We start from the raw sequence: 25,257 nt of genomic DNA on the forward strand, positions 1-25,257 counted from the left end.
TGGTGCTTGACAGCCGGCTGCTGTGGGGAGCGAACCAAGCGTCGGCTGGGCTTTCAAAATAGCGGAAATTTATGTTCTTATTATCCGGAGCCAGGCATGTTGATCCAACTTAGCGGTACTTTTTGTCCTTATATTCCTATGAATGGCCCAAAACGCCGGCATTTCCTTGCGACCGGGGAGAATAGCAACATAAATTTCCTCTATTTCTCTCAAATGGACGGATATCGCTGGAATAACGACTTTTTTTGTGCTTATGCTTTTCGCTCGAGCTTTCTCAAGTTAAAGAAGAAGGAGGTTCCTTCCTATGGGACAACCGAAACGATGGATATCAAGCTCTAGGGAGCGGCAATGGGTGGAGAAATCCGCGCCAACCGCGATCGCGGGCAATGGGGCGGCGGACTTAACGCTGACGGAGGAAGTTTTTCAAAGCGTGGAAGGCTTCGGCGGGTGTTTTAACGAGCTGGGATATGTGGCGTTAAATGGGCTCCCGGAGGAGGAACGCCAGCGGGTATTGTCTAATTTGTTTCATCCGGAAGGAGAGCAGAAGTTCAGCATCTGCCGGCTGCCGATCGGGGCGAGCGACTACGCTTTGGAATGGTACAGCCACAACGAAACCGACGGCGACTATGCGATGGAGCATTTTTCGATCGAACGGGACCGCAAGTATCTAATTCCGTACATTAAGGAGGCGTTGGCGTTAAACCCCGAGTTGAAGCTGTTCGCTTCGCCTTGGAGCCCGCCGACGTGGATGAAGTCTCCGAAGGCTTACAACTACGGAACACTGTGTTGGGAAAAAGAAAACCTGGAGGCGTACGCCTTATACTTCGTGAAGTTCGTCCAGGCTTACCGGGAAGAGGGCGTCACGATCCACCAGATCCATGTCCAAAACGAGGTCGTGGCCGATCAGAAGTTCCCGTCCTGCGTCTGGACGGGCGAGCAGCTTCGCGAATTTATCCGCGATTACCTGGGGCCGGCCTTCGACAAACACGGGCTCGATACGGAAATCTGGCTGGGCACGATCAATGCGCCGGAGCCGTGGGACGAGTGGCTGAAGAAGAAAACCGCCGATCACGACGCCTATGCGCATACGGTGTTAAGCGACCCCGAGGCTTACAAATACGTCAAAGGCGTCGGGTACCAGTGGGCCGGCAAATGGGCGATCCAGCGCACGGCCTTGAGCTACCCGGAGCTTCGCTACATGCAGACGGAAAACGAGTGCGGCGACGGCACGAACACTTGGGAGTATGCCCAATACGTATTCAATTTGTACCAGCACTATTTTACGAACCGGGTGAATGCCTATATTTACTGGAACATGGTGCTGGAGCCGAAGGGCCGCAGCACCTGGGGTTGGGAACAGAACTCGATGATTACGGCCGACCCGGCTCGAAAAGAAGCCATTATTAACCCCGAGTATTATGTCATGAAGCATTTCTCGCATTTCGTCACGCCGAGATCAAAGCGTATCGGCCAGCGCGGGCATTGGTACGGCAATGCGGTCAGCTACGAAACGCCGGAGGGCGGCCGCGTTATAGTCATCGCCAACCCGTTCAAGGAAGCGAAAACGGTGCGAATCTCGGACGGAACGGAAATGTACGGCTTTGAGCTGGAGCCGGAATCTTTCAACACGATCCTGTTTTAACGGATTGCTAGGCCGGTAGAGCGGCGAAAAACACTGACGCCGAATAAGAAAACAGGACAAAAACCTCGGCAGCGCGGTCCTCGAAGATCGGGGGGATCGCCTTTTTTTTCGAATACCGCAATTGGTCTAGTCCACATGGATTCTACCATCATAGTATAGTCTATAAAGTATTTTAGTTTAGAAACTATATGATGGAGGGATATTTCATATGCCCAAAGTTTCGGTAATTATGCCGGTATACAATAACGCCCCTTATGTTCAGGAAGCTATAAACAGCATACTGACTCAAACCTATACCGATTTTGAATTTATTATTATCGACGACGGGTCTACGGACGGATCCGCCCATCTTATTTCGCTGGTCGAGGACCCCAGAGTCCGTAAAATCTTTCATCCCCAAAACTACGGTCTGATCGCTTCGTTAAATGAAGGCCTGAGTCTGGCAACCGGGGAATATGTGGCCCGGATGGACAGCGATGACCTGTCAACGCCGAACCGCCTGGGCGTTCAGGTGACGTTCATGGATGAGCATCCGTCCATCGATTTGTGCGGCGCCGCGTTTACCTACTCCATTGGCAGCATACCGAAGGTTAACCCGGTGGAACACGAAGAAATTCGGACTTGGCTGCTGTTTCACTGCTGCATCTGCCATCCGACGGTAGTGATGCGCAATAGCATGATCCACCGGCTGGGCGTTCGTTATGACAGCAACTATCCCCATGCCGAAGACTATGAGCTGTGGAACCGCTTGGCCCCGCATATAAAAATGGCGAATATCCCAATGAACTTGCTGTATTACCGTATGCACACCGGGCAAGTATCCCATAAACATAAAGCCATTCAGGACGATTCCGCGCGGAGAGTCCGACAGCGGCAATTTTCGCAGCTGGGCCTGCAGTTGTCCCATGAGGAAGACCGGATTATGCGGGAGCTCCTGTATTTTCATATCAATGCCGCCGATCAGCATCAATACGCCCGGGCATTTGGTTTTTCCCGCTGGGTGCTGGAGCAGAACCTGAAGTATCGGATTTACGATCAGCAGATGTTGAATCTGGCATTCTCCCGCTGCATCTCGCGTGTTCCGTATTAAACAAAACCGGCGCCGGCAGCATGCCGACACCGGTTTATGGCTATTGTTCACCCCGGTCTCCATGTACACTTGAAGACTTAAGCGGGAGTTCCTTCTTCGACTACAACTAACAACGGTTTCCAAAACAACAAATGCCCTACCTCTCATTTGTCCTTGCGGCTCCGATGACCGCGCCAGTGTGAATCAGAAAAACACTAAATCCTTACTTTACTGGGTCATTAAAATAGGAATTTCATACCGAAAGGTATAAGGAGAGTTATAATCTTTTGAGGAACTGCGTTACGGGTAGTAACAATCTAATAAAACATTATACCTCAAGTGTGTTGAAAATGCAATATAACCCGATAAGGCCCCCTGCTTTTTAGAGCTGGGGGCTTTTTATATTTCCAGCTGGGTGGAGGACGATGCGCAGGTAGAGAGGGGGAAGAAGAGGGAAGTGAAGGCTAAAGGACTGTAGAGGCGTTATTTGCGGAAAAAAGGAAAATTGTAAAATGTAACGGACACAGAAGACCTTATTTGCCTCAAATCGGCCCGGGTGAGCTCGTTTAGAGCGAAATAAGGTCATGTGGGTCCGTTAGGCTGGGAAATACCCGGGAAATGGACGAATAACGTCGCTGGAGTCCGTTAGAGCAGCGTCACCAGCTCAGAAGGAGCCGAGACTCCTTGGAGCTTCTAATAAAAAAGAGGAGGACTCGAAGTAGAGCAGAAGAGGGAGGGGGTATGGGGTGGAACCTCATACTCGCCCCTCCCCTGCAACGGAAAAGGACCTCGCCAGCGGCGATTTTTCTTAGGAATTTAGAGGCTGCTGCGAAGCGAATTAATTGGCAAACGTGTAGCTGTCGTTCGTTTTATGAAGCAGTTGTTTAAAGCCGGAGGTCGCGTACAGCTTTTTGTCTTTCGTAATGAACAGGGCTTCCGTATTCGGTGTGTTTTCGATAAATTCCAGGCCCTTGTCGATCCCCAGCACGAACAAGGTTGTGGAGAGGGCGTCGGCGTCCGCCGATTTATCGGTCACGATCGTGACGCTGCTGATCCCGTTGTCCACCGGATAACCGGTTGTAGGATCAAGAATATGCTGGTACAGCTTGCCGTTTTCGATAAAAAACCGCTCATAAATGCCGGAGGTCACAATTGTCTTATCGTTCACCCGAAGGGTGCCGATCGGGTTTCCGCGCTCTTTATCCGGATCTTGGATGCCGATGTTCCATTCGTCGCCGTTTGGCTTTGTACCCATCGCGTAGACGTTGCCGCCGAGGTCGATGATCGCGCTGTGAAAGCCCTGCTCCGCCAAATAATCGTAAATCCGGTCAGCGGCGAACCCTTTGCCGATCGAACCGAGGTCGATGGACATGCCTTTTTCTTGAAGATAAATCTCCTGCGCCGCCTCGTTCATCTCGATTTTGCGGTAATCGGTCAAGCGTTTCGCCTCGGCGATTTCTTCCTCCGGAGGGACGTGAGCGCCTTCATGGCCGATGTTCCACAGGCTGACCAGGTTGCCGATGGCAGGGTCAAACTGGCCGTCTGTCCGCTTGGCGTAATCGAGCGCTTTGGTTACGAGATTAAACGTGTCGGCAGAAACCTTGACCGGAGCGATGCCGGAGCTCGCGTTCACTTTGGAAATTTCGCTGCTGCTGTCGGTGCGGCTGATGCGGCTGTCGATTTCTTTAAGCAGGGCATCCAGGTCTTTGAAATTTTGCTCGGTGGCCCGGTCGTCGTAAATCCGTACGGTCACCACCGTATCAAATATAAAATACGTCTCCGATTTCGGCTGAACAACGTTTGCTTGCGGCGTTTTCGCGTCTATGGCCCCGTCTGCCGCGCTGCCCGAGCCGCTGCAGCCGCCGAGCAGCGCAGCTGCCAAAACGAGGGTGAAAAGCAGAATGGCCGTTTTGTTCTTGTTCATGATCGCAGCCTTCTTTCTGTCCGGTAATGTCGCCTTGAGTGTAACAAACATCACTGCACTACCAAAGTGATTTTTTTCACAATATAACTGATCTTTTTCACACTAAATCCACCTTTCAAATTCCATAAAATGTATGACCAAGTGATGATTTTGTGAAATGCGGGAGGCAGGGGTGAGGATGAGATATTTGTCACATTTGAAGACGAAAGGCAGCATGTATAATGGGTTCATCTAAGATTTATATAATCAAAAAATTAGGAAAGTTTGGAGAGTTTGCCATGAAGCGCGGAGATATCCTGTTGATCGGATTGGTGGTCGCCATCGCCTTGGCATTTCTCGTGCCCAGGTGGCTTGGCGGCGATTCAAGTGAAAAAGTTCACAAAAATGGCGAGCGCGTGGCCAACATTACGGTTGACGGGAAGTTGTATAAAACTGTGGAGCTGACTAAGGAAGAACAAACCGTGGAAATCAAAACCGAATACGGCTACAACCTGTTAAAAATCCACGATTACGGCATTGAAATGACTGACGCCGATTGTCCGGATAAATTGTGCCTGACTTTCGGGTTCATCGACCGCAACGGCGGAACGATCGTCTGCCTGCCGCACAAGCTGATGGTCGAGGTTGTGGCCGCCGGGGAAGGGGACGATCTGGATGCCGTCGTTAAATGAAACGTCCAATCTGATATTGAAAAGAACGGTGATCGTGGCGATTTTTGCGGCGGTGGCGGTCGTGCTTAGCCTGGTGGAATCGATAATTCCCGTCAACATGGGCGTTCCGGGCGCCAAGCTGGGTCTCGCCAACATTATGGTGCTGACGTGCTTGTATTTCCTCAGAACCCGGGACGCGTTCATGATGGTGCTGCTTAAAACGCTGCTGACGGCGTTTGTTTTCGGTACGTTTTCCAGCTTCTTGTTCAGCATCATGGGGGCTTTGTTCAGTTTTGCGGCGATGTGGTTCCTGCTCCTTATCGGACGGAAGCGGCTTAGCCTGATCGGCATCAGCACGGTAGGAGGGATCGCCCACAATGTCGGGCAGTTGACGACGGCCTCCCTCTATTTTCACACGACGGGAATCTTCTATTATTTGCCGATGCTGCTGCTTATGGGCGTGCTCACCGGCATTGCCGTCGGGATCGCGGTCAGGTATCTGATTCCCTCGCTGTCGAAGCTGGAGCTGTTCAGCGGTTTTGTGCCGGAATAGCATTTGACCCGCCTTACGTCTGCCGGCCCGCGTGCCGGATCAAGGGAGAAGGGAGCGGAGAGAAAATGGAGAACAACGGATTCGCTTATGAAGTGCAGCAGGTCTCTTTCGCTTATGATCCGGCAAGTCCGGTGCTTGGCGATGTAAGCTTAAACATCCCTTGGGGCGGCTGGGTTTCCCTGGTTGGCGCCAACGGCTGCGGCAAATCGACGCTGGCCAAACTGCTCGGCGGTTTGCTTGCCGCAAACGCCGGAACCATCCTGGTGGGGGGCGTGCCGCTTGACCGGGAGACCGCGCCTGATCTGCGGCGGCGCATCGGCATGGTTTTTCAGAATCCGGACAATCAGTTTATCGGCGCGACCGTGGAGGAGGATATCGCCTTCGGCTTGGAGGGGCGGTGCCTGCCCCGGGAGGAAATGCGGCGCCGCGTCCGGGAATATGCGGAAAAGCTGCGGATCGGCCATCTGCTGACCAAACACCCTGCGGAATTGTCCGGAGGGCAGAAGCAGCGGGTGGCCGTCACTGCGATTCTGGCGATGGAGCCGGACATCGTTATTTTTGACGAGGCCTCGTCTATGCTCGATGAGAAGGCGAGAGGGGAACTGCTTGGCATCCTGCGGGATATGCGGGATTGCGGGCGGTATACGATGGTGTCGATCACCCATGACGCCGAAGAGATTTTGGCCGCCGACCGGGCGATCGTGCTTGGCGGAGGAACGGTTGCCGCCGATCTCCCGCCGGAGGAATTGTTCCGGGACGAGGCGCTGCTCAGCTCCTGCCGTCTGATTCCCCCTTTCCGGATGAGGCTGAGGCGGGAGCTGGAGCGGCGGGGGATTTCCGCCTCGGAAGGTTTGGCGTGGGGCGGCAAAGAGGAGGCATCCTGGTTATGGCCATTCATTTCGAGCAAGTGAGCTTTGCATACGATGATCGCAGCCTGTGGCGGCACAGCGCGCTGGAGAACGTAACCCTGCATGTGGCGCGCGGCGCCTTTGCGGCGATCGCCGGCGCTTCCGGTTCGGGAAAGTCGACGCTGATGCAGCTTTTCAACGGGCTGCTGAAACCGACGGCCGGCAAAGTCCGGGTGCTGGACGTTACGCTGCAGGCCGGGGAAAAGGCGTCCGGGATGCGGGAGCTGCGGCGCAGGGTAGGACTGGTGTTCCAATTCCCGGAGCAGCAGCTGTTTGAAGATACGGTGGAGAAGGATCTGTGCTTTGGGCCGCTAAATTTCGGATGTCCGGCGGCCGAAGCCAGGGAGCGGGCCAGCCGGGCGCTGGCCCTGGTCGGGCTGGACGATTCGTTCCTGGCGCGCAATCCGTTTCATTTGAGCGGCGGGCAAATGCGCAAAGTGGCGATCGCCTCGGTGCTGGCGATGGAGCCGGACGTCATTGCGCTCGATGAGCCGACGGCGACGCTCGATCCGCAAAGCCGGGCCGAACTGGCCGGGATGCTGTCCCGGCTGCACCGGGAACAAGGCAAGACGTTGATCGTCGTCACCCATCGTATGGAGGAAATGCTTCCGTACGCAGAGCGGTGGATCGTCATGAACGAGGGGCGGATCGCATTTCAGGGGACGCCGGGCGAACTGGTGCGGGAAGCCGTGAGGCTGGAGGCGGAAGGGCTGAAGCTTCCCGACAGCATCCATTGTTGGCGGGCGGTGAGCGCACGATTTGGGCTGGAGGCGGAGGAGCCCTGCCTGACGGCGGAGGCGCTGGCCGAGCGGCTGGCGCGGCTCATGCCGCGAACGCAGCCGGCGGTGGCGGGGAACGCGGTGATGAACAAGGCGGGGGGCGTGCCGGAGAACGCCGCGGTGCCTTCGGTAATGCCAGGGAATACCGCAGAGCTACCCGCCGTGCTACCCGCCGTGCCGGGTACGGAGAGTCAGCGTCCTGTTCCGGCCGCAGCAGTGCTAGGACTGGGGCCGGAAGCCGTCAAAGCAAAGTCGGTTCTGGAAGAAAAGACAGTTCAGGCAGCTGCGGCAGGACGGCCGGGCACGGAACAAGCGGTGTTTGCGGTCCGCGGCGCGGCAAGAGAGGGGGGCGGATGACATGCGGAACAAACTGCTGTTCGGACGCTGCATCGACACCGGCTCGTGGGTGCACGGCGTTGATCCCCGGGCGAAGCTGACCGGGATGCTGCTGTACCTTGTCGCGATCGTGGCCGTCGGATCGTGGGCGGCGCTTGGCGCGGCGGCGGCGTTTTCCGCCGCATACATGCTGGCGACAAAAATACCGCTCAAATATTACGTCAAGGCGGCGAAGCCGCTTTGGACGTTGATGGCGTTCATCTTTGTCGTTCAGTGCTTGACGGTGCGGGGCGGAGCGGAGCTGTGGCGCGTCGGATCCTGGACGCTATATGCCGATGGGGTAAGCAGCGGGCTGCTGGCGGCCGTACGGATGGGGCTGCTGGTCTCTTTTACCGCGCTGTTGACGTTTACCACGACGCCGGGCCTGCTGAACCAGGGCCTAAGCGGTGTGCTGAAGCCGCTTGGGCGGATCGGCATACGATCGGAGCGGCTCACGCTGATGATGAGCATCGCACTGCGGTTCATCCCAACGATTCTCGATGAAACCCACAAAATCCTCAAAGCGCAGGCGGCCCGCGGCGCGGACCTGAAAGAGCTGCCCTGGAAGGAGAAAGGGCGGCTGCTCGTGTCGCTGCTCGTGCCGGTCACGGTCAGCGCGTTTCGCCGGGCGGAGGAGCTGGTGTTGTCGATGGAAGCCAGGGGTTTCGTCATCGGCGCGCCGCGCACGGAATATCACCTGCTGACATGGAAGAGCCTGGATACGTGGTTCGTGGTATCCTACGCGCTTTTGGCCGCTGCCGTTGTTGGTTGCCGTTTTTTGTAACTCAACTTTCGTAGTATGAAATTGCCAAGTAAGCGTTGATGTAACTGGACAAAGCGGCTATCCTGTAGTTGCAAAAAGTACAGTTACTTTTCCTGAAATGCTGCCATAGCACTTGAATAAGTGTAAAACCTGCAATTACTCCGCTATCTTTCGAAAAAGAGACCAAGAGACGAGAAGATAGTTGTATGAAATGCAATTAAACGAATGATTGAGTAGATGGATATAAAGTTAGTTGTATGATTTGCAATTAATGGTCAGAGCCAATTTTGGCTCTGCGAAAGTTGAGTTATGGTTTTCAAGCTTATTAGAGATAACCGTGCAATGTATTGGATATTGGATAGCCGATAAATGACTAGCGATGAGGGGGAGGACGCGGTGGCGCGTTATTTTAACGGAAGAGAAGTTGAACTATTGGCTCCAACGGGAACCTTCGAGATTTTCAAAAAAGTGATCGATGCAGGTTGCGACGCGGTTTATTTCGGAGGCCCCAGCCTCAATATGCGTCTGATGCGCAAAGGCTACAATTTCAGCCTGGAGGAAATTACCGAAGCGGTGCGGATGGCTCATGAACGGGGAAAAAAAGCGTACGTCACGGTCAACAACCTGCTGAACGAAAGCGAGCTGGACGAGGCGCGGGCGTATTTGCGTTTTCTGGAGAGCGCCGGACCGGATGCGATTATTGTGCAGGATTTTGCCGTCCTGGCGCTGATTAAGGAGATGGGGCTGGGGATCAAAGTCCATTCCTCGGTCATGATGAACGTGCATAATGTGGAGATGGTCCGGGCTTTGCAGGAAATGGGCGTAACCCGGGTCGTCACATCGCGTGAAATGGATCTTGCGGCAACCCGTTACCTGCAGCAGGCGACCGGAATGGAGCTGGAATATTTCGTGCACGGGGACATGTGCTCGGTGCATGGCGCGAACTGTTATTTCAGCTCGATGGTATTCGGCATGAGCAGCAATCGGGGCAAATGCATGAAGCCGTGCCGCTGGGATTACCGCGTCAAAAAAGACGGCTACGTATATCCGGCGGAATATCCTTTGGCCGTCAAAGACATGTTCATGTACGAGCACATCCCGGAGCTGATTCACGGCGGCATTACCTCCTTTAAAATCGAAGGACGCATGCGCGACGCCGATTTTGTTCTGACGCTGGTAAACGCCTACGGCGACGCCATCGACCGTTACATTGCCGATCCGGTCGGCTTTGAACGCAGCCGCGACACGGAGCTGCTGTACCAAAACCGCAAGCGCGATTTCTCCACCGCTTACGCGTTTGGCCGGCCGGGGTTAGCGAACATCAACCGCCGTTACGAAGGGACCGGCAAGTTTTACAGCACCGGCAAAGTGTTTAGCACGCCGACGCAGGAGCGGGAGCTGAGCGCGGGACGGATTGAGGCGATTCGGGCAGGGCTGGATAAAGCGCGGCATCGGGAGCAGGGGGAAGGAGCACGTCGTTCGGGCAGTGCGGCCGCAGCGGATGCCGGCTCCGCGGAGGTCTCCGTGCACGTAAACAATACGGCGCAGGCTAAAGCCGCGCTGAAGTCCGGAGCCGACCACGTTTATTTGTCCGGCGACGTATTTGAACCGGACCGCCCGTTTACGAAGGCCGACGTCAAGGAGCTTGCTGAACTTAAGGGGAAGACGAAGCTGTATCTGTGCCTGCCGCGGATGATGAACGAGCTGCAGTTTGAGATTTACGACGCCCTTTTGTCCGGGGAACATCTGCCGCTCGACGGCCTAATGGTGACGAATTTGGGGGCGATCCGCAAATTTGCCGGCAAGGGATATCCGTTGATCGGCGATTTTAATCTGAACGTGTACAACAGATTGTCCGCCGATTTTTACCGGGGGCTGGGCCTGGCCCGGATGACGGCGTCCATGGAGCTTCCGCCGAACGATCTTGCGGCGCTGCTGGCCGAGGCGCCCGGAACGCTGGAGGTTATAGTCCACGGCTCCCCGGCGATCATGTACATGGAGCATGACCTGTATGAAAATACGGAGGTGTTCGAACCGATTGCCGAAGAAGACAACCATTATGTCAGCAACCACATCCTCGTATTGAAAACCGACAAGGGCGAAAACCCGGTTTACCGGGACGTATACGGCCGCAACCATCTGATGCTCGCGAAGGAGCTGTGCCTGCTGCCGGTCGTGAAAGAATTGACCGCTGCCGGGGCGTCCGTGCTGCGGATTGAAGGGGCGACCTATCGTCCGGAAGAGTTGGAGCGGATCGTGAAGGCGTACAAAAACGCCGCGGCGGCCCCCGACACGGCGGAGGCGGAGTTTGCGCGCCTAACGCCGGTCTATGCCGGTTATACGCTGGGCGCGCTGCAGTTCGACGGCGGCAGCGCCGGCGGAGCGGCGGAGGCGGCAGCCGCAAAAGAGGCCGCAGGAACAAACGTGAAGGCAGGTACACAGGAGGAGACGAGAACAAAAGAGGTTGCGGGAACCAATTAGGCAGCCGTTACAACAAACTAGGCGGCCGTTACTCAAACGGTGTCGGCGGCGTGCTCGTAAGCGAGCGTCGTTTGCGGGGCAGGCTAGAGCGAATGCGCTGCGCTTGCTCCCTTTCATGACATACTCAACAGAAGGGAAGCGGAAAATTATGCAGACGTATATCGGACCGGAGGGTGTGCTGCAAAAGCGGCAACAGTACTTTTACCCATGCACGAGCCATTTCTATCGTAATCCCCCACAGCTCGTCAAAGGGGAAATGCAGTATTTGTACGGGCATGACGGGACGCGGTATACCGACTTCTTTGCCGGCGTTTCCGTCGTGGCCACCGGACACTGCAACCCGGAAATCGCCGAGCGGACGGCGGAGCAACTGCGGACGCTGCAGCATACGTGCACGATTTATCTGACGCAGCCCAATGTGGAGCTTGCGGAGCGGCTGGCCGGGATTTTGCCCGGGCGGCTTAGCCGGACGTTTTTTGTGAACAGCGGCTCGGAGGCGAACGAAGGGGCGCTGCTGCTCGCCCGTTTGCATACGGGACGCCGCGGCTTCCTGGCCTTGGAGCAGTCCCTGCATGGCCGGACGTATCTGACGATGAGCGTCACCGGCCTGCAGATGTGGCGCACCGATCCGCAGCTGGCGGAGGCTGCGGACGTGACGTTTATCCCCCGCCCGTACGAGCGGGGGATGAACGCCGATGAAGCGGGGCGGCGCTCCATCGCGGCGCTGCGGGCGGCGCTGGCGGCCAAAGGCGGCGAAATCGCCGCGATGATCGCCGAGCCGATCCAGGGCAACGGCGGCATTATCGCGCCGCCGGACTGGTATTTCGCTGAAGTGAAGCGGCTGCTGGAACAGCACGGGGTGCTGCTGATCGCCGATGAGATTCAGACCGGGTTTGGGCGTACGGGCCGGATGTTCGCCATGGACCGTTACGGCGTTGCGCCGGACATCGTGACGATGGCCAAAGCGCTTGGGGGCGGCATCCCGGTGGCGGGTTTCGCCACCACCGACGAGATCGCCGCTAGCTTCACGCGGCCATCCGCCTCCACGTTCGGCGGCAACCCGGTTTCGTCCGTGACCGCGCTCGCGGTCCTGGACTACATCGAGGCGCACCGCCTGCCCGAACGGGCGGAGCGCCTCGGGGCGCAGCTGCGCGGCGGCCTTGAGCACCTCGCCGCGCGTTTCCCGCAGCTCGCGCTCGACGTGCGCGGCGCGGGGCTGATGCGCGGCGCGGAGCTGTGCGCCGATGAGCCGCAGCGCGGGGCCGGGCTCGTCGATGACGTGCTGGAGGCGATGAAGGACCGCGGCTATCTTATCGGCAAAAACGGCGTAAACCGCAACGTTCTTGCCTTCCAGCCGCCGCTGGTCATCGCCGAAGCCGACATCGACGGCCTGCTGGCCGCGCTGGAAGCGGTGCTGGCCGGCTTGGCCTAGCCGCCGGCCAGCCGGTCAGCCAGGCCAGCCCGGTCAGCCGGCCCCGTCCGTCCACAGCCGCCCCCGCCATATGCTTATCGCACGAAGGAGAGTGACTATATCATGGAAGTAGCCAGAAAAATCGGCACCAAAATCAGGTTGTACAGCGAATTGGTGATGTTCTCGCACACGCTGTTTTCCCTGCCGTTCGCGATCATTTCGATGGTGTGGGCGGCGGAAGGATTTCCGTCGTGGCGGGTCATGCTGTGGGGGCTGATCGCTTTGGTCGCCGCCCGGAACGGGGCCAACGCCTTCAATCGTATCGTCGACCGTACCTTTGACGCCCAAAATCCGCGTACCGCCCATCGCCATTTGCCGCGGCGGCTGCTGGAGGCGAAGGAGGTGCTCGTTTTCGTCGTCGTCAACTATGCGATCTTTATTTTCGCGGCGGCCATGCTGAATCCGCTTTGCTTTATTTTGTCGCCGGTGGCGATTTTCCTGATCTCGTCCTATTCCTATACGAAACGGTTCACTTACCTAAGCCATTTGTATCTTGGTTTTACGATCGCTTCCGCCCCGATTGGCGCGTGGTTTGCCGTGACCGGGAAGTTTGCTTTCACGCCGTTTATTCTCGGCACGGTCGTGATGTTATGGATTGCCGGGTTCGACATCATCTACGGCTCGCAGGACATCGATTTTGACCGGAACCACGGCCTGTGGTCGATCCCCAGCGCTTTTGGCCTCAAAAACGGCCTGAGAATCGCGGCCGGCCTGCATCTGATCATGGTGCTGCTGCTGATCGCTCTGATCCCGATCCGGCATCTCGGCTGGATGTACACGGCGGGCATTATCCTTGCGGTCATTTTGCTGCTGACGGAGCATAAGATCATCAAGCCGTCGAACCGCAAACGGATGAACGTTGCTTCTTACAATCTGAATCAAGTGATCAGTATGGTTATATTGTTCTGCGCGCTGGGAGACTATTTCTTGTTGTGAGATGAACACTGCGTGAAAGCGTGAACATTTTTGCTTGCCAAATGGATTGTTCGATGGTATTCTGAATTTGGGATTGTTACTGCAAAGGCGAAACCCGGGGCATGATTTGTCATGTTTTGGGGTCGCCTTTTTTGGTTTTTGTTGGCTAAGCGAGTGACAATCGTTGCGTTTCTTGGGGCAGGCAGCTGGTTGCCCGGCATACACGAATTTCGTGATGTATCCGTTTACATTTAATGCGCCGTTCCCGCTACCGCCCGGCACAGGCTTTCCGCCCAGCGTTAAAATTGTTGCTTAACTCATTTGCGATAAGGGGAGGGGGCAATTTTTCGATGATCATCGAAAAAATATTCAACAACAACGCCATCATTGCCAGAGATGAGGAACGTGAGGAATTCGTCGTCATGGGGCGGGGCATCGCGTTTAAGAAAAGCGCGGGAGACGCAGTGGATAAGGGGCTGATCGAAAAGGTGTTTATCCTTAAGCAGACGGAAGCTTCCGAGAAATTCAAGCTGCTGCTGGACGACATCCCCACCGAATACGTTTCTCTGTGCTACGACATTATCGAATATGGCAAAAATATGCTGCAGGGCAAACTGAGCGATTTTATCTACGTTACCCTGACGGATCATATTTACAACGCGTTTCGGCTGCACGACCGGGGGCTGGCCAACGCTAATCCGTTAATCTGGGAGATTCGGAAATATTACCCCAAGGAATACAAGGTTGGGCAAAAAGCGCTGGAGTTCATCGAGGAGGTGACGGGCAATCGCTTGCCCGAAGATGAGGCGGGCAATATCGCGCTCCATCTGATCAACGCCCAAACGAACGGCGGGAGCCGTCAAGTGGCCGATGTGGCCCGTCATACCCAGAAGATCCACGATATTTTGAACATCATCAAATATTCGTACAATATTGAGCTTGACGAGCAATCGGTCAGTTATGAAAGGTTTATTACGCATTTGCGCTATTTTTTTCAACGCTTGAACAAACGGGAGAAGGTCGAGACGCTGGACCATTTTCTGCTGAGGCAGGTAAAAGCGAAGTATAAGCAAGCTTACGATTGCGTGCTGAAGATCGAAAAATATTTGGGCTTGCCGCTCTCGGACGATGAAAAGCTGTATCTGACGATTCACACGCATCGCGTAACGTTAAGAGAAACCGAATAACCGGAATGGATCGTTACTGGTCAACCAGGCGAAACCAAACGGGGCAGCAGAATAGTTGTCCGTATGGTTTCGCCTTTTTTATAAATACTAGCAAATAGTTAAGGAGGAGCAGCGATGAAATATGAAGCATTGGCGAAAGCCATTATCAAAAACGTAGGCGGCAAAGAAAATGTAAACAGCCTGACCCACTGTATAACGCGGTTGCGCTTTAAACTGAAGGATGAGAGCAAGGCCAATACGGACGCGTTAAAAGCGATGGATGGTATTGTCACGGTCATCCAAAGCGGCGGGCAATACCAAGTCGTTATCGGCAATCACGTACCCGAAGTATATGCGGACGTGGCCGCAGTCGGCGGCTTTCGGGATGCGGAGGCGGAACCGTCCGGGGAAAAGATGAGCTTCTTTAACAGATTCATCGACATCATCTCGGGAGTGTTTCAGCCGACGCTGGGCGTCTTGGCCGCCACCGGAATGATCAAGGGGTTCAACGCCTTGTTCTTAGCTCTGGGTTGGCTCACGGCCGCTTCGGGAACATACCAGATTCTGAACGCCATAGGTGATTGTCTGTTTTATTTCTTTCCGATTTTCCTCGGATATACGGCGGCCAAAAAATTCAACGCCAACATTTTTATCGGCATGGCCATCGGGGCTTCACTCGTGTATCCGACGCTCAGCGGCATCATGTCATCGGGCACGCCACTGTACACCTTGTTTGGCGGTACGATCTTCGAGTCGCCGGTGTACATTACTTTCCTGGGCATTCCGGTCATCCTGATGTCCTATTCGTCCAGCGTCATTCCGATCATTATTTCCACGTATGTGGGGGCGAAGCTGGAAAAGCTGTTTAGAAAGATTATCCCCAGCGTCGTAAGAACGTTTCTGGTTCCTTTCTTCACCTTGCTGGTTGTCGTTCCGCTGTCACTGATTATCATCGGTCCGCTCGCAACCTGGGCCGGCCAACTGCTCGGGCAAGGAACGTTGTTCCTCTACAACTTAAGCCCGATGATCGGCGGCTTGCTTTTGGGGGCAGTTTGGCAAGTGCTCGTCATCTTCGGGCTGCATTGGGGAATTGTGCCGATTGCCATCAACAATATAGCGGTGTTGAAATACGATCCGATTCTCGCCGGGATATTCGGCGCTTCGTTTGCCCAGACCGGTGTAGTGCTGGCCATTATGCTGAAAACAAGAAGCGCAAAATTAAGATCGCTGTCGATTCCGGCCTTCATTTCAGGGATTTTCGGAGTGACGGAGCCGGCGATCTACGGGATTACTTTGCCGCGGAAAAAGCCGTTCATTTTAAGCTGCATCGGGGCGGCGGCAGGCGGCGCTATTCTCGGAGCCATGGGCAGCAAAATCTATATCATGGGCGGCCTGGGCATTTTCATGCTTCCCAGCTTTATTGGTCCGCAAGGCATGGATACCGCATTCTACGGGGCCATCATCGGGATGGTCGTCAGCTTCGTTTTGGGCTTCCTGCTGATGTTCTTCGGCGGCTTCAAGGATGAAGAGGACGATGCCAAGCCCAAAGAGGCCTGCAACACCGAAACGATGGTAAAGCAGGAGACGGTGGGCAGCCCGCTCAAGGGAACGGTAAAACCGTTGTCCGAAATCGCGGACGAGGCGTTTTCTACGGGAGCGATGGGCAAAGGGATTGCCATTGAACCTGCCGAAGGCAAGGTTGTAGCTCCGGTTGACGGGGTATTGACCTCCCTGTTTTCAACGGGACACGCGATCGGAATCACCAGCGACCACGGCGTGGATATCCTGATCCATGTGGGCAGGGACACCGTAAAGCTAAAAGGCAAGTATTTTGTTCCCAAAGTCAAGCAAGGGGAGAGGGTCCGCAAAGGCCAGGTGCTGATGGAGTTTGACGCCGAGGCGATCAAAGCGGAAGGGTATGATATAACCACGCCTGTGATCATTTCCAATACCGGAGATTATTTGGATGTGATCGAGACGGAGAAGCAAGCGGTCGATTATCAGGACGATTTGCTGACGGTGGTCATTTGAGGTTGCGGCCGGGGGAATTGAATATTTGGGGGAGGAAGTACGATGACACAAATCGCTAAAGGTTTTCCGGAAGATTTTCTGTGGGGAGGCGCCACGGCGGCCAACCAGATCGAGGGCGGGTATAACGAAGGAGGCAAAGGTCTGAGCACGGCCGACGTGATTACCGCCGGTACCCATACCACTCCGCGCCGGATTACGCCGGTACTGGAGCCGGACGCCTACTATCCCAGCCACGAAGCGATCGATTTCTTTCATCACTACGAGGAAGACATCGCATTGTTTGCCGAAATGGGCTTCAAGGTGTTCCGCATGTCGATCGCCTGGTCGCGGATATTTCCGCATGGCGACGATACTGAACCCAATGAGGAGGGATTGCGGTATTATGACCGGATGTTTGCGGAGTTGAAGAGACACGGGATCGAGCCTTTGGTGACGATATCCCATTACGAAACCCCGCTGCATCTGGCGCAGCAATATAACGGATGGACGAACCGCAAACTGATCGATTTTTACGTGAAGTATTGCGAAGTGATTTTTAACCGGTATAAAGAAGTTGTTAAGTACTGGCTGACGTTTAATGAAATCAATATCCTGACCATGCCGTTTGGTTCCTTCATCGCCGGGGCTATCATGCCGGAGGGGGAGGGGGTGCTGGGTCATGGAGCCAAAACGGATGAACGGCTTTTGTATCAGGCGCTGCACCATCAGTTTGTCGCCAGCGCCAAAGCCGTGAAACTGGCCCATGATATCAACAAGGACTTCAAGGTCGGCTGCATGATCGCCTATATGTGCTCCTATCCGCGGACTTGCCATCCCGACGATATCCTGCTGGCCCAGCAAAAGGATAACCTCAGCAACTTCCTGTGCTCGGACGTGCAGGTCCGGGGAGCCTACCCCGGGTTCGCCAAACGGTATTTCCGGGAAAACAACATCGAGATCGTGATGGAGAACGGGGACGAGGCCATTTTAAAAGCGGGCTGCGTCGATTTCTACACCTTCAGCTACTACTCCTCGGTTTGCGTCAGCGCCGACCCGGAGCATGAGCAGGTGGGCGGAAATTTATCGCTGGGGCTCAAAAATCCTTACCTGCAGGCCAGCGCCTGGGACTGGCAGATCGACCCGACAGGCTTGCGCTGGTCCCTGAACAACATCTACAACCGGTACGAAATTCCGCTGATGGTGGTGGAAAATGGTCTCGGCGCGGCCGACACCGTGGAGGAGGACGGCACCATTCACGACGATTACCGGATCGAATACTTGCGCGAGCACATCAAGGCGATGAAGGAAGCGATCGCCGACGGGGTGAACCTGATCGGCTACACTCCCTGGGGCTGCATCGATCTGGTCAGCGCCGGAACCGGCGAGATGAAGAAGCGCTACGGCTTTATCTACGTCGATAAAGACAACGAAGGCAAGGGCACGCTGGCCCGCTCCCGCAAGAAAAGCTTCCACTGGTATAAGCAGGTGATTGCGTCGAACGGGGAGGGGTTGGAGTAGAGGCAGGGTGCGGCTGGCAGGTGGGGGTGTAAACGGCGTGCAAGTAATGTGCAAGTAATGTGTAAGCAATGTGCAAGTGATGTGCAGGGGAGCCGGGCGAGGAATACGTATGGTGGTAGGCATGCGTGGTGGCAGGTGCGTGTGGTGAGGTACGTATGGCGGCCGGTATCGTGGTGGTCGATATACGTGGTGGCAGGTGTGTGCGATGAGGTACGTATGGCGGCCGGTATGCATGATGTCAGGTACACGTGGCAGCAAGTAAGCGTAGCTGCAGGTTCAACTGGCCGTTGCGTTCGGAATGCGGCGACTCGAAGTCCCTTAGGCGCTCGATACATGTTTCTGATTGGAAATATTCCAATAGAATTAGAAAATTAGTGGTAAATACAGCGGCTTGATTGGAAATTTTCCAATAGATTAGGCACGAAGGGGGCGTAATGGGCAATTTGAGCGGATTCTATTGGATTTTTTCCAATGAGAGCTCTAAATCACGTTCAATTTCCGTCAATCTATTGGATTTTTCCAATGGGAGGTGGGAACGACCGGTTGCAAGAAGCAAGGAGCTCTGGTTTCCGGCTATTGATCCCGGCCGCCAAAATAGTCGAGCAAGGCCTGGAGATCCCGATGCGCAGGGTAATGAGCAAGGCGGCCGATGATTTCCTGCGCCTCGCCTAAGTAGCGGCGGCTCAGCCGCTCGGTTTGTTCCAGCGCGCCGCTCGCCTGGATGGCCGCGACGACGGCGTCGGCTTCGGCGGCAGGGCTTGCCGCCGTGATCGCGCGGATGCGGGGGGCGAGCCGTTCATCCTGCAGCGCGAACAGCACGGGCAGGGTCACCTGGCCGCTGCGCAGGTCGCTGCCGGCCGGCTTGCCCAGCTTTTCCGCCGATTGGGTGAAGTCGAGCACATCGTCGCGGATTTGAAACGACATGCCCAGCTTCTCCCCAAAGGCATACAGCAGCTCGGCCGTCTCCGCGTCCGCGCCGGACGCCTGAGCGCCGATTTGCAGGCAGGCAGCCATCAGCTGCGCGGTTTTGTTTTTCGACTTCTCCAAATACTGCTCGATCGTCACGTCGTAATCATACAGATGAGCCAACTGCTGATATTCGCCCAAACATAACTGCGTCGTAGCCAGAGCAGTCAGATCGTATGCGTACTTGTCCCGGTCCGCCGAGTAAACGGAGATCAGCTCGATCACTCTGGCCGACATATAGTTCCCCACATGCAGCGCGCCGCTTACGCCCAATTTCATATGCATCGCCTTCTGTCCGCGGCGGACCGGGGAATCGTCGATGATGTCGTCATGAATCAGGGAAGCGGCGTGGATAAACTCCGCGGCCGCGGCCAAACGCCAAATTTTTTGCTCATCCGGGGCGGGGCCGAAACGGCTGCCGACAATGACCATCAGCGGGCGGACCCGCTTGCCGCCGGAACGGACGAGTTCGATGATGCTTTTGGCAAGCTGCGAGGAGTTGGGAACGTCCCGGTCAAATTTGACCATATTTTCGATTTCCCGGTCTACCGCTTTTAAAGAAATATCAAGCGCCTCATGAAGTTTCATGGAAAGCCCCTCCTTGCTGTCGTTTCCCGTAATCTCAAGGCTAAACCGTGACGCAAAATCTAAATCGCCCGGCCGGTCGTGGTCCGGTTCAAATCGAGCTGCAGGAACAGCTCCCAGCCCTTAAGCAGCCGTTCATCTTCGGCGCGTCCTTCCGCGCGTCTGATTTGGATCTGTTTAATGATGGGGGCCAGATGGGACAGGAGATCGTATTCCTCCCACTTGAGGCATAACCCTACGTAAAAGCTGTATAGATAGTCGCCGTCCAGCACCAAACGGGTTAACTCTTCACCGGTAGCCGCATGATCGCACCGGCTGTGGCGCTGAAGGGCGAGCTTGATTGCGATGTAAATGGTCAACAAACGGCACTGGCGCACCGCAGGTATATCGTATTGTTCCAGGAGGTTCACCAACGGTTCGACTTCTTCTGCCGTTATATCGAGATGAATGCCGGCCTCGGGCGATAATTCGCCTTGCAATAAACAACAAGCGTCTTGGAAGAGTATAAATTTCATAAGGACACACTCCTTGGTATGCGGTAAGCTTGCAGGGAACAAGGGCCACCGACTCGGCAGTAATAGAAAAAGGGGAGTAATGTGCGGCTCCAGCGCCCATTACTCCGAATTATTCATTAAGGGGGGTGAATTACTGGTTGTCACTTGCTATGATTGCTATTCGGTATACAAATACCATCTTCGAACGAGAGGGATTTTCTTCCACTGTTTCTTGAGCCAAGGCAGAACGTAGTAATCCAGGCCAAACGCGCTGCCCGAACCGCCGATCAAGGCGATGCCCGCCGTCATGTACCACAGCATTTCTGCGGAAGCCATGCTGGAAGACCAGATCATGACGCCGAGGGCGACGGTGGCCGCCGAAGCGATTGCGGTGAAGAGGCCTACGATGATCATGATGCCAAGCGCAATTTCCATGAATACCATGAAAAACTGGAACACGGTAGCCAGCGCCGTATATCCGCCGTCGGACGTATAGAAGAACACGTCCATGAACCAGCCCACGATGGATTTGATAAATCCCGGCACGGGAAGCGCGGTAACCGCGGTCGAAGCGCTCTCTACTGTTGATGCCGCGGCTTGGGCGTCGACCGTTTCCGTAACCTTGCCGGCGGCTTCACTGGCTGCGGATACGACGTCGCTGGCATGCGGCGAAGCCGGGATCAGGAAGATGTTCGAAGGCTCCTTCAAAATTTTAGGCAGCTTGTCGAGACCTTCTTCCAGCCATTTGTAACCGACGAAGAGGCGCAGCGGCAGCAGCCAGAAGTTCGGCGAACGTTTGGCGAAATGGCCGCCGACGAAGCTGCGGCGATTGTTGACATGGAAAAATTCATGCATCATATAAGTCCAGACTTTCGCAAAGCCGGCCACGCTGAACAGATAATACATATTGATCATGTGTTTGCTGAGCATGGCCATAAAGCCGCTTAACATAAACATTTTATTCGGAAGTCCGACATTCGCCACACCGTAGCGGCTGCCGATGCACACCATCGTGCCGTGGAAGCCCGGCTTGTAGGACTTCTTCGGTTTGCCGTGGACGTCCGCGTAAATGTTATGCGCAATGAGCGGTCCGGCCTGCTCGGCGTTTTCCACCATTTGCGGCACCGGCCGTTTTTCGCCTTCCGGAATGAAGAAAATGTTGTCGCCGACGACGTACACATCTTCATGGTCGATGCTTTGCAGCTTGTCGTTGGTGACGATCCGCTTGCGGCCTTCCTGCTTCACGTCGAGCTTGCCGACGAGTTCGGAGCCTTCGACGCCGGCCGTCCATACGATCGTGTCGGCTTCAAGCTCGCCGCGGTCTCCGAGCTGCACGCTGGCCGATGTAACGCCGGTGATTTTCGCGCTCGTAATGATCTCCACATTCATTTTATGAAGGCGTTTGGCCGCCTTTTCAATCAGCTTGTCGGGGAGGATCGGCAAAATTTTCGGCGCCATATCCGCCACAACGAGCCGGACTTCGCCCGCTTCGATGTAAAACTCCTTGCACAGCTCGTCGCGGAACTCCGCCAGTTCGCCGACCAACTCGACGCCGGTGAACCCGGCCCCGACTACGACGAAGGTAAGCATCTTCCGGCGTTTGACCGGATCGGTAATTTTGGCCGCCTCGCTGAACATGCGGCGAACTTGTTCCTTAAGCCGGACGGCATCCTCGTAGGACCAAAGCGTCAAAGCATGCTCTTCGGCCCCCGGAATTCCGAAGAACGTCGGTTTACAGCCGGTGCCGATCACGAGGTAATCGTAGCTGTACGTGTTTTTCGCCGAGCGGAGCTGCTTGGCGGCGAAGTCGATGTTGTCGATGGAATCGAGCACGACGTCCACCTTTTGACCGGCAAAAATCTTTTTAAGCTCGATTTTGACCGAGTCCTCCGGCGCCCGGTTGGCCGCGACCTCATGCAATTCGGTCAGCAGCGTATGATAGGGGTTTCGGTCGATGAGCTGGATTTTCACGTCCTTGTCTTTTTTGAACAGTTTGGCCAGGTGCTTGGAAGTGACGACACCGCCGTAACCGCCGCCCAAAACGACTATCTTTTTCAAGAGGTTCACCTTCTCGTATAGGTTAGGTAGTAGTTATTTCGCTTGTTCAAGTGCCTTGGCAACCAGGTCGAAGTAGGATTTCAAGCTGATCGATACGCCGGAAATCGCGTCGGTTTTGCCTTCTTCATTAAAAGTAAGGGAAGCCGGATCCTGGTTTTCCACGAGATACGCTTCCGCCTTGACGGCTTGTTCATGCCATTCGGAGGATGCGCCGCCGGCTTTCATGCCGTATTTGCCGTCGATCGAGTTTTGCTTCTTGTCCTCGCCTTTGTCGTTGACGCCGCTGAAGTTGACTTTAATGATTTTGCCTGCGGCCACCACGACGTCCGCGGTTTCTTTCCAGCCGGAATGCGGATCGAACTCGTCGCCTTCGGTGTGGTAGGTGCCGTCTTTGTAAATGCCCGGTTCCACAGGTCCGGCGGCAAGCGCCTGATCGGCGAGGTTAAAGAAATCACTTACATGGATGGAAACGCCGGAAATCGCATCGGTTTTGCCTTCATCGTTCAGTGCGGCCGCTTTGGGATCCTGTTTTTCGAGCAGGAATTGCTCCACCTTTTCGGCTTGTTCATGCCACTCGGAGGAAGCGCCGCCGGCTTTCATGCCGTATTTGCCTTCTTTGGAGTAAGTCACTTTATCGACGGGAGCCTTTTCGCTGAGCGCGTTCCATTTTGCTGCGGTGATTTTGCCGCCGGACACGGTCAGAGTCACGTACGATTGCCATCCGGAATCCGGATCGGCTTCGCCAATCGCATAATAGACGCCATCCTTGAATTGGCCTTGCTCAGTAGAAGCCGTGGAGCTATTGCTGTTTGTACCGCTTTCCGCCGTTGCCGGGGCGGTGTTCGCAGGTTCCGTGCTGCCATTGCCCGCGGCATTGTTGGAACCGCAGCCTGCCAACAGCCCTAATACAAGAGCGCTGCTGAGAAAGAGTAAAGCTTTTTTCATGATAGAACCCTCCATTAATTGTTATATATTAAAATGTGAAGACATTTTAATAACGAATGAGGTCGGGAAGCCCGCCGGATAGCCGATCGGACTAGGCCTAAAGGAGTCTTATAACCTTTGTTCGAAGGCATTTTAGCATATAAGAATATGAGTTAATGTGAAAAAAATCACGTACATTGTGACATAAAACAACCTTGCAAAATGGCGAATGCAGCATTGTGCAAGGTTTCACAGGTTTAAGAACGACTTTTAACAATTTGAAATATTCATTTTTAAATTGCCACAGCGTTGTTTGACCCGTTCGCGTTTAGCTTTGGGTTCAAACTTAATATACAAAAAGAAAGGGGGTTTATATAAAAAATTCCAAAAGCTATCTGAAATGCAGTCCGATTCATGCCGATAATACAGGAAGTGGGCGTTACCCGACAATTTGCGAAGGGAAGGCGGAATACGCCGTGACGGTATACAAAACATTTATTCATCGTCTCATGCTTAACTATGCAACCGGCTCCTTTCTGGCGGGTATCGCGATTGCGAGCCTGATTTTCGCTGCGCCGCTGGATGTTCCCAGGGAACAGTACTTCTGGCTGGCCGGGGTATTATGCGTATCGGTCGTCGTTATGCTCCTGCTGGATGGGGGCGTCTTTTATTTGCAGCTCAAACCGGTCAGAAGCGCCTTTCTCCAGGAGGTCGGAAGCTTCCAGGTTCTGCAAAGCGTATACATAAGAGTACACCGGATGCCTTCCCTGGCCGTAAAACGGATCCTTGGCCCGCATCTGCTCGGCTTGGTCGGGCCTGGGGCCGGATTGTCGCTGGGGCTTATAGCCAACGGGCGGATCACGATTCCTTCCTATTATGTGCTGCTCGCCTCCTTGGGCTGTGTTCTCGTCTGCGGCATGCACGCCCTGATTGAGTTCTATTTGACCTCCTATGCGGTGCGGCCGGTTTTACAGGAGCTCAGCGCCTGGAGCCGCAAATTGTTCGGCAGGGAATTGTCGCTGGGAGGAAGGGTATTTGTTCCCGTATCGCGAAAGTTAAAATGGAGCTTTTTTCTGGTCGGCGCCTCCCCGCTGCTGCTGTACAGTCTATCCGTCCAGTTCCGGCTGCAGAATTGGGGGTACGGCTCTTATGCATACTGGCAGTGGGCGGGCTATATTCTGGCCGTCGGCCTTGGTTTTGCCTTTATCGGTTCCAGACTGATGGCGCGCGAGATCATGCTGCCGATCCAGCATCTGTATGAACGCATGGCCGAAGTAAAAACGGGGTATCTCCGCTCGGAGGCCGCGGATTTGTATTCCGATGAATTTTCCCGGCTCGTGTCCGGGTTTAATCATATGCTGCGGGGACTTAGGTCCGAGGCGGCGCGCAACAGCCAGCTGGTCGACAGCTATTTTGCCACCTTGGCCGCCGCTTTGGACGCCCGCGATCCGTATACGGCCGGGCATTCCTTGCGCGTGGCCGAATATGCCGTGCAAATCGGCAGGCTGGCCGAGTTGCCGGAGCGGCGCATCGATGAACTGCGCAAAGCGGCGCTTCTGCACGACATCGGCAAGATCGGCATTCGCGACGCCGTGCTGCTCAAGGAGGGACGCCTGACGGATGAAGAATGGGAGCAGATCAAACAGCATCCCGTGCTTGGCGAGGCCATCCTGAAGCAGATCGAGCCTGCGGATGCCATGGCTTCTTTTTTGCCGGGGGTAAGGTCGCATCACGAGCGGTATGACGGCAAGGGCTACCCGGACGGCCTCGCCGGGGAGGACATCCCGCTGTTTGGACGGATTATCGCGGTGGCGGACGCCTTTGATGCGATGACCTCCGACCGCCCTTACCGCAAAGGCTTGGAGCCCGCCCAGGCGCTTGCGATCCTCGAGCAAGGCCGGGGAAGCCAGTGGGATCCGCATTATGCCGAGCTGTTTATAAAAGCTTACCGTACCGAACGTAATAAGGCGAATCCCGGATAATCGCATACAAACCAGTGCACCGGC

The 25,257-nt window shown here is 55.2% G+C and carries 19 protein-coding genes; 14 read left to right on the forward strand and 5 right to left on the reverse strand.

Translation table 11 applies throughout. The features are described from left to right. Positions 1-304: 304 nt before the first annotated feature. Together EHV15_RS12815 and EHV15_RS12820 are read left to right on the forward strand one after the other, a co-directional pair. Entirely contained in the window at positions 305-1,642 is a 1,338-nt protein-coding gene (locus tag EHV15_RS12815; protein ID WP_128631547.1) for a glycoside hydrolase family 30 protein, read from the forward strand. A gap of 208 nt (positions 1,643-1,850) precedes the next feature. Then, positions 1,851-2,732 (forward strand): glycosyltransferase family 2 protein, encoded by an 882-nt coding sequence (locus EHV15_RS12820; protein ID WP_128631548.1) that lies wholly within the window; start codon positions 1,851-1,853, stop codon positions 2,730-2,732. A gap of 817 nt (positions 2,733-3,549) precedes the next feature. Here the strand turns inward: EHV15_RS12820 and EHV15_RS12825 are convergent. After that, positions 3,550-4,635: an FAD:protein FMN transferase gene (locus EHV15_RS12825; RefSeq protein ID WP_128631549.1), complete on the reverse strand. Its 1,086-nt coding sequence runs from the start codon at positions 4,633-4,635 to the stop codon at positions 3,550-3,552. 278 nt (positions 4,636-4,913) lie between these two features. On the opposite strand from EHV15_RS12825, the gene EHV15_RS12830 reads away from it, so the two are divergent. The 11 genes from EHV15_RS12830 to EHV15_RS12880 all read left to right on the forward strand — a co-directional run bounded on the left by EHV15_RS12830 (position 4,914) and on the right by EHV15_RS12880 (position 18,224). Continuing rightward, entirely contained in the window at positions 4,914-5,306 is a 393-nt protein-coding gene (locus EHV15_RS12830; protein WP_128631550.1) for a NusG domain II-containing protein, read from the forward strand. Continuing rightward, positions 5,290-5,838, forward strand: a complete 549-nt coding sequence (locus tag EHV15_RS12835) for a Gx transporter family protein (protein WP_128631551.1) — start codon at positions 5,290-5,292, stop codon at positions 5,836-5,838. The genes EHV15_RS12830 and EHV15_RS12835 overlap by 17 nt, the downstream gene beginning before the upstream one ends. Before the next feature lie 65 nt (positions 5,839-5,903). Further along, on the forward strand, positions 5,904-6,749 hold the full coding sequence (locus EHV15_RS12840) for an ATP-binding cassette domain-containing protein (RefSeq protein ID WP_128631552.1): 846 nt from the start codon (positions 5,904-5,906) through the stop codon (positions 6,747-6,749). Beyond that, positions 6,725-7,882 (forward strand): energy-coupling factor transporter ATPase, encoded by a 1,158-nt coding sequence (locus EHV15_RS12845; protein ID WP_128631553.1) that lies wholly within the window; start codon positions 6,725-6,727, stop codon positions 7,880-7,882. The genes EHV15_RS12840 and EHV15_RS12845 overlap by 25 nt, the downstream gene beginning before the upstream one ends. A gap of 1 nt (position 7,883) precedes the next feature. Then, positions 7,884-8,684: an energy-coupling factor transporter transmembrane component T family protein gene (locus tag EHV15_RS12850; protein WP_128631554.1), complete on the forward strand. Its 801-nt coding sequence runs from the start codon at positions 7,884-7,886 to the stop codon at positions 8,682-8,684. Positions 8,685-9,059: 375 nt separating this feature from the next. Further along, positions 9,060-11,144 carry a peptidase U32 family protein gene (locus EHV15_RS12855; RefSeq protein ID WP_128635316.1) on the forward strand — a complete coding sequence of 695 codons (2,085 nt, stop codon included), beginning with the start codon at positions 9,060-9,062 and terminating at the stop codon, positions 11,142-11,144. Between the two features lie 148 nt (positions 11,145-11,292). Next, complete coding sequence (locus EHV15_RS12860; RefSeq protein WP_128631555.1) at positions 11,293-12,576, forward strand: aspartate aminotransferase family protein; 1,284 nt, start codon at positions 11,293-11,295, stop codon at positions 12,574-12,576. Between the two features lie 102 nt (positions 12,577-12,678). Continuing rightward, positions 12,679-13,551 carry a UbiA-like polyprenyltransferase gene (locus tag EHV15_RS12865; protein ID WP_128631556.1) on the forward strand — a complete coding sequence of 291 codons (873 nt, stop codon included), beginning with the start codon at positions 12,679-12,681 and terminating at the stop codon, positions 13,549-13,551. A gap of 329 nt (positions 13,552-13,880) precedes the next feature. Beyond that, on the forward strand, positions 13,881-14,717 hold the full coding sequence (licT, locus tag EHV15_RS12870; protein WP_128631557.1) for a BglG family transcription antiterminator LicT: 837 nt from the start codon (positions 13,881-13,883) through the stop codon (positions 14,715-14,717). Positions 14,718-14,831: 114 nt separating this feature from the next. Further along, positions 14,832-16,727, forward strand: a complete 1,896-nt coding sequence (locus EHV15_RS12875; protein WP_128631558.1) for a beta-glucoside-specific PTS transporter subunit IIABC — start codon at positions 14,832-14,834, stop codon at positions 16,725-16,727. Between the two features lie 42 nt (positions 16,728-16,769). Then, entirely contained in the window at positions 16,770-18,224 is a 1,455-nt protein-coding gene (locus EHV15_RS12880; protein ID WP_128631559.1) for a glycoside hydrolase family 1 protein, read from the forward strand. Positions 18,225-18,797: 573 nt separating this feature from the next. Here the strand turns inward: EHV15_RS12880 and EHV15_RS12885 are convergent. The 4 genes from EHV15_RS12885 to EHV15_RS12900 all read right to left on the reverse strand — a co-directional run bounded on the left by EHV15_RS12885 (position 18,798) and on the right by EHV15_RS12900 (position 23,272). Further along, positions 18,798-19,778: a polyprenyl synthetase family protein gene (locus EHV15_RS12885; RefSeq protein ID WP_128631560.1), complete on the reverse strand. Its 981-nt coding sequence runs from the start codon at positions 19,776-19,778 to the stop codon at positions 18,798-18,800. Positions 19,779-19,837: 59 nt separating this feature from the next. Next, positions 19,838-20,290: a hypothetical protein gene (locus tag EHV15_RS12890; protein WP_128631561.1), complete on the reverse strand. Its 453-nt coding sequence runs from the start codon at positions 20,288-20,290 to the stop codon at positions 19,838-19,840. Between the two features lie 156 nt (positions 20,291-20,446). Continuing rightward, positions 20,447-22,327 carry an FAD-dependent oxidoreductase gene (locus tag EHV15_RS12895; protein ID WP_128631562.1) on the reverse strand — a complete coding sequence of 627 codons (1,881 nt, stop codon included), beginning with the start codon at positions 22,325-22,327 and terminating at the stop codon, positions 20,447-20,449. A 33-nt stretch (positions 22,328-22,360) separates the two neighbouring features. Next, positions 22,361-23,272, reverse strand: coding sequence for an FMN-binding protein (locus EHV15_RS12900; RefSeq protein WP_128631563.1), 912 nt, complete (start codon positions 23,270-23,272; stop codon positions 22,361-22,363). Between the two features lie 455 nt (positions 23,273-23,727). Between EHV15_RS12900 and EHV15_RS12905 the strand changes: the two genes are divergently transcribed. Beyond that, entirely contained in the window at positions 23,728-25,233 is a 1,506-nt protein-coding gene (locus EHV15_RS12905) for an HD-GYP domain-containing protein (RefSeq protein WP_128631564.1), read from the forward strand. Positions 25,234-25,257 lie beyond the last annotated feature (24 nt).

Source organism: Paenibacillus oralis (genome assembly GCF_003863965.1).
GTDB classification, from domain to species: domain Bacteria; phylum Bacillota; class Bacilli; order Paenibacillales; family Paenibacillaceae; genus Fontibacillus; species Fontibacillus oralis.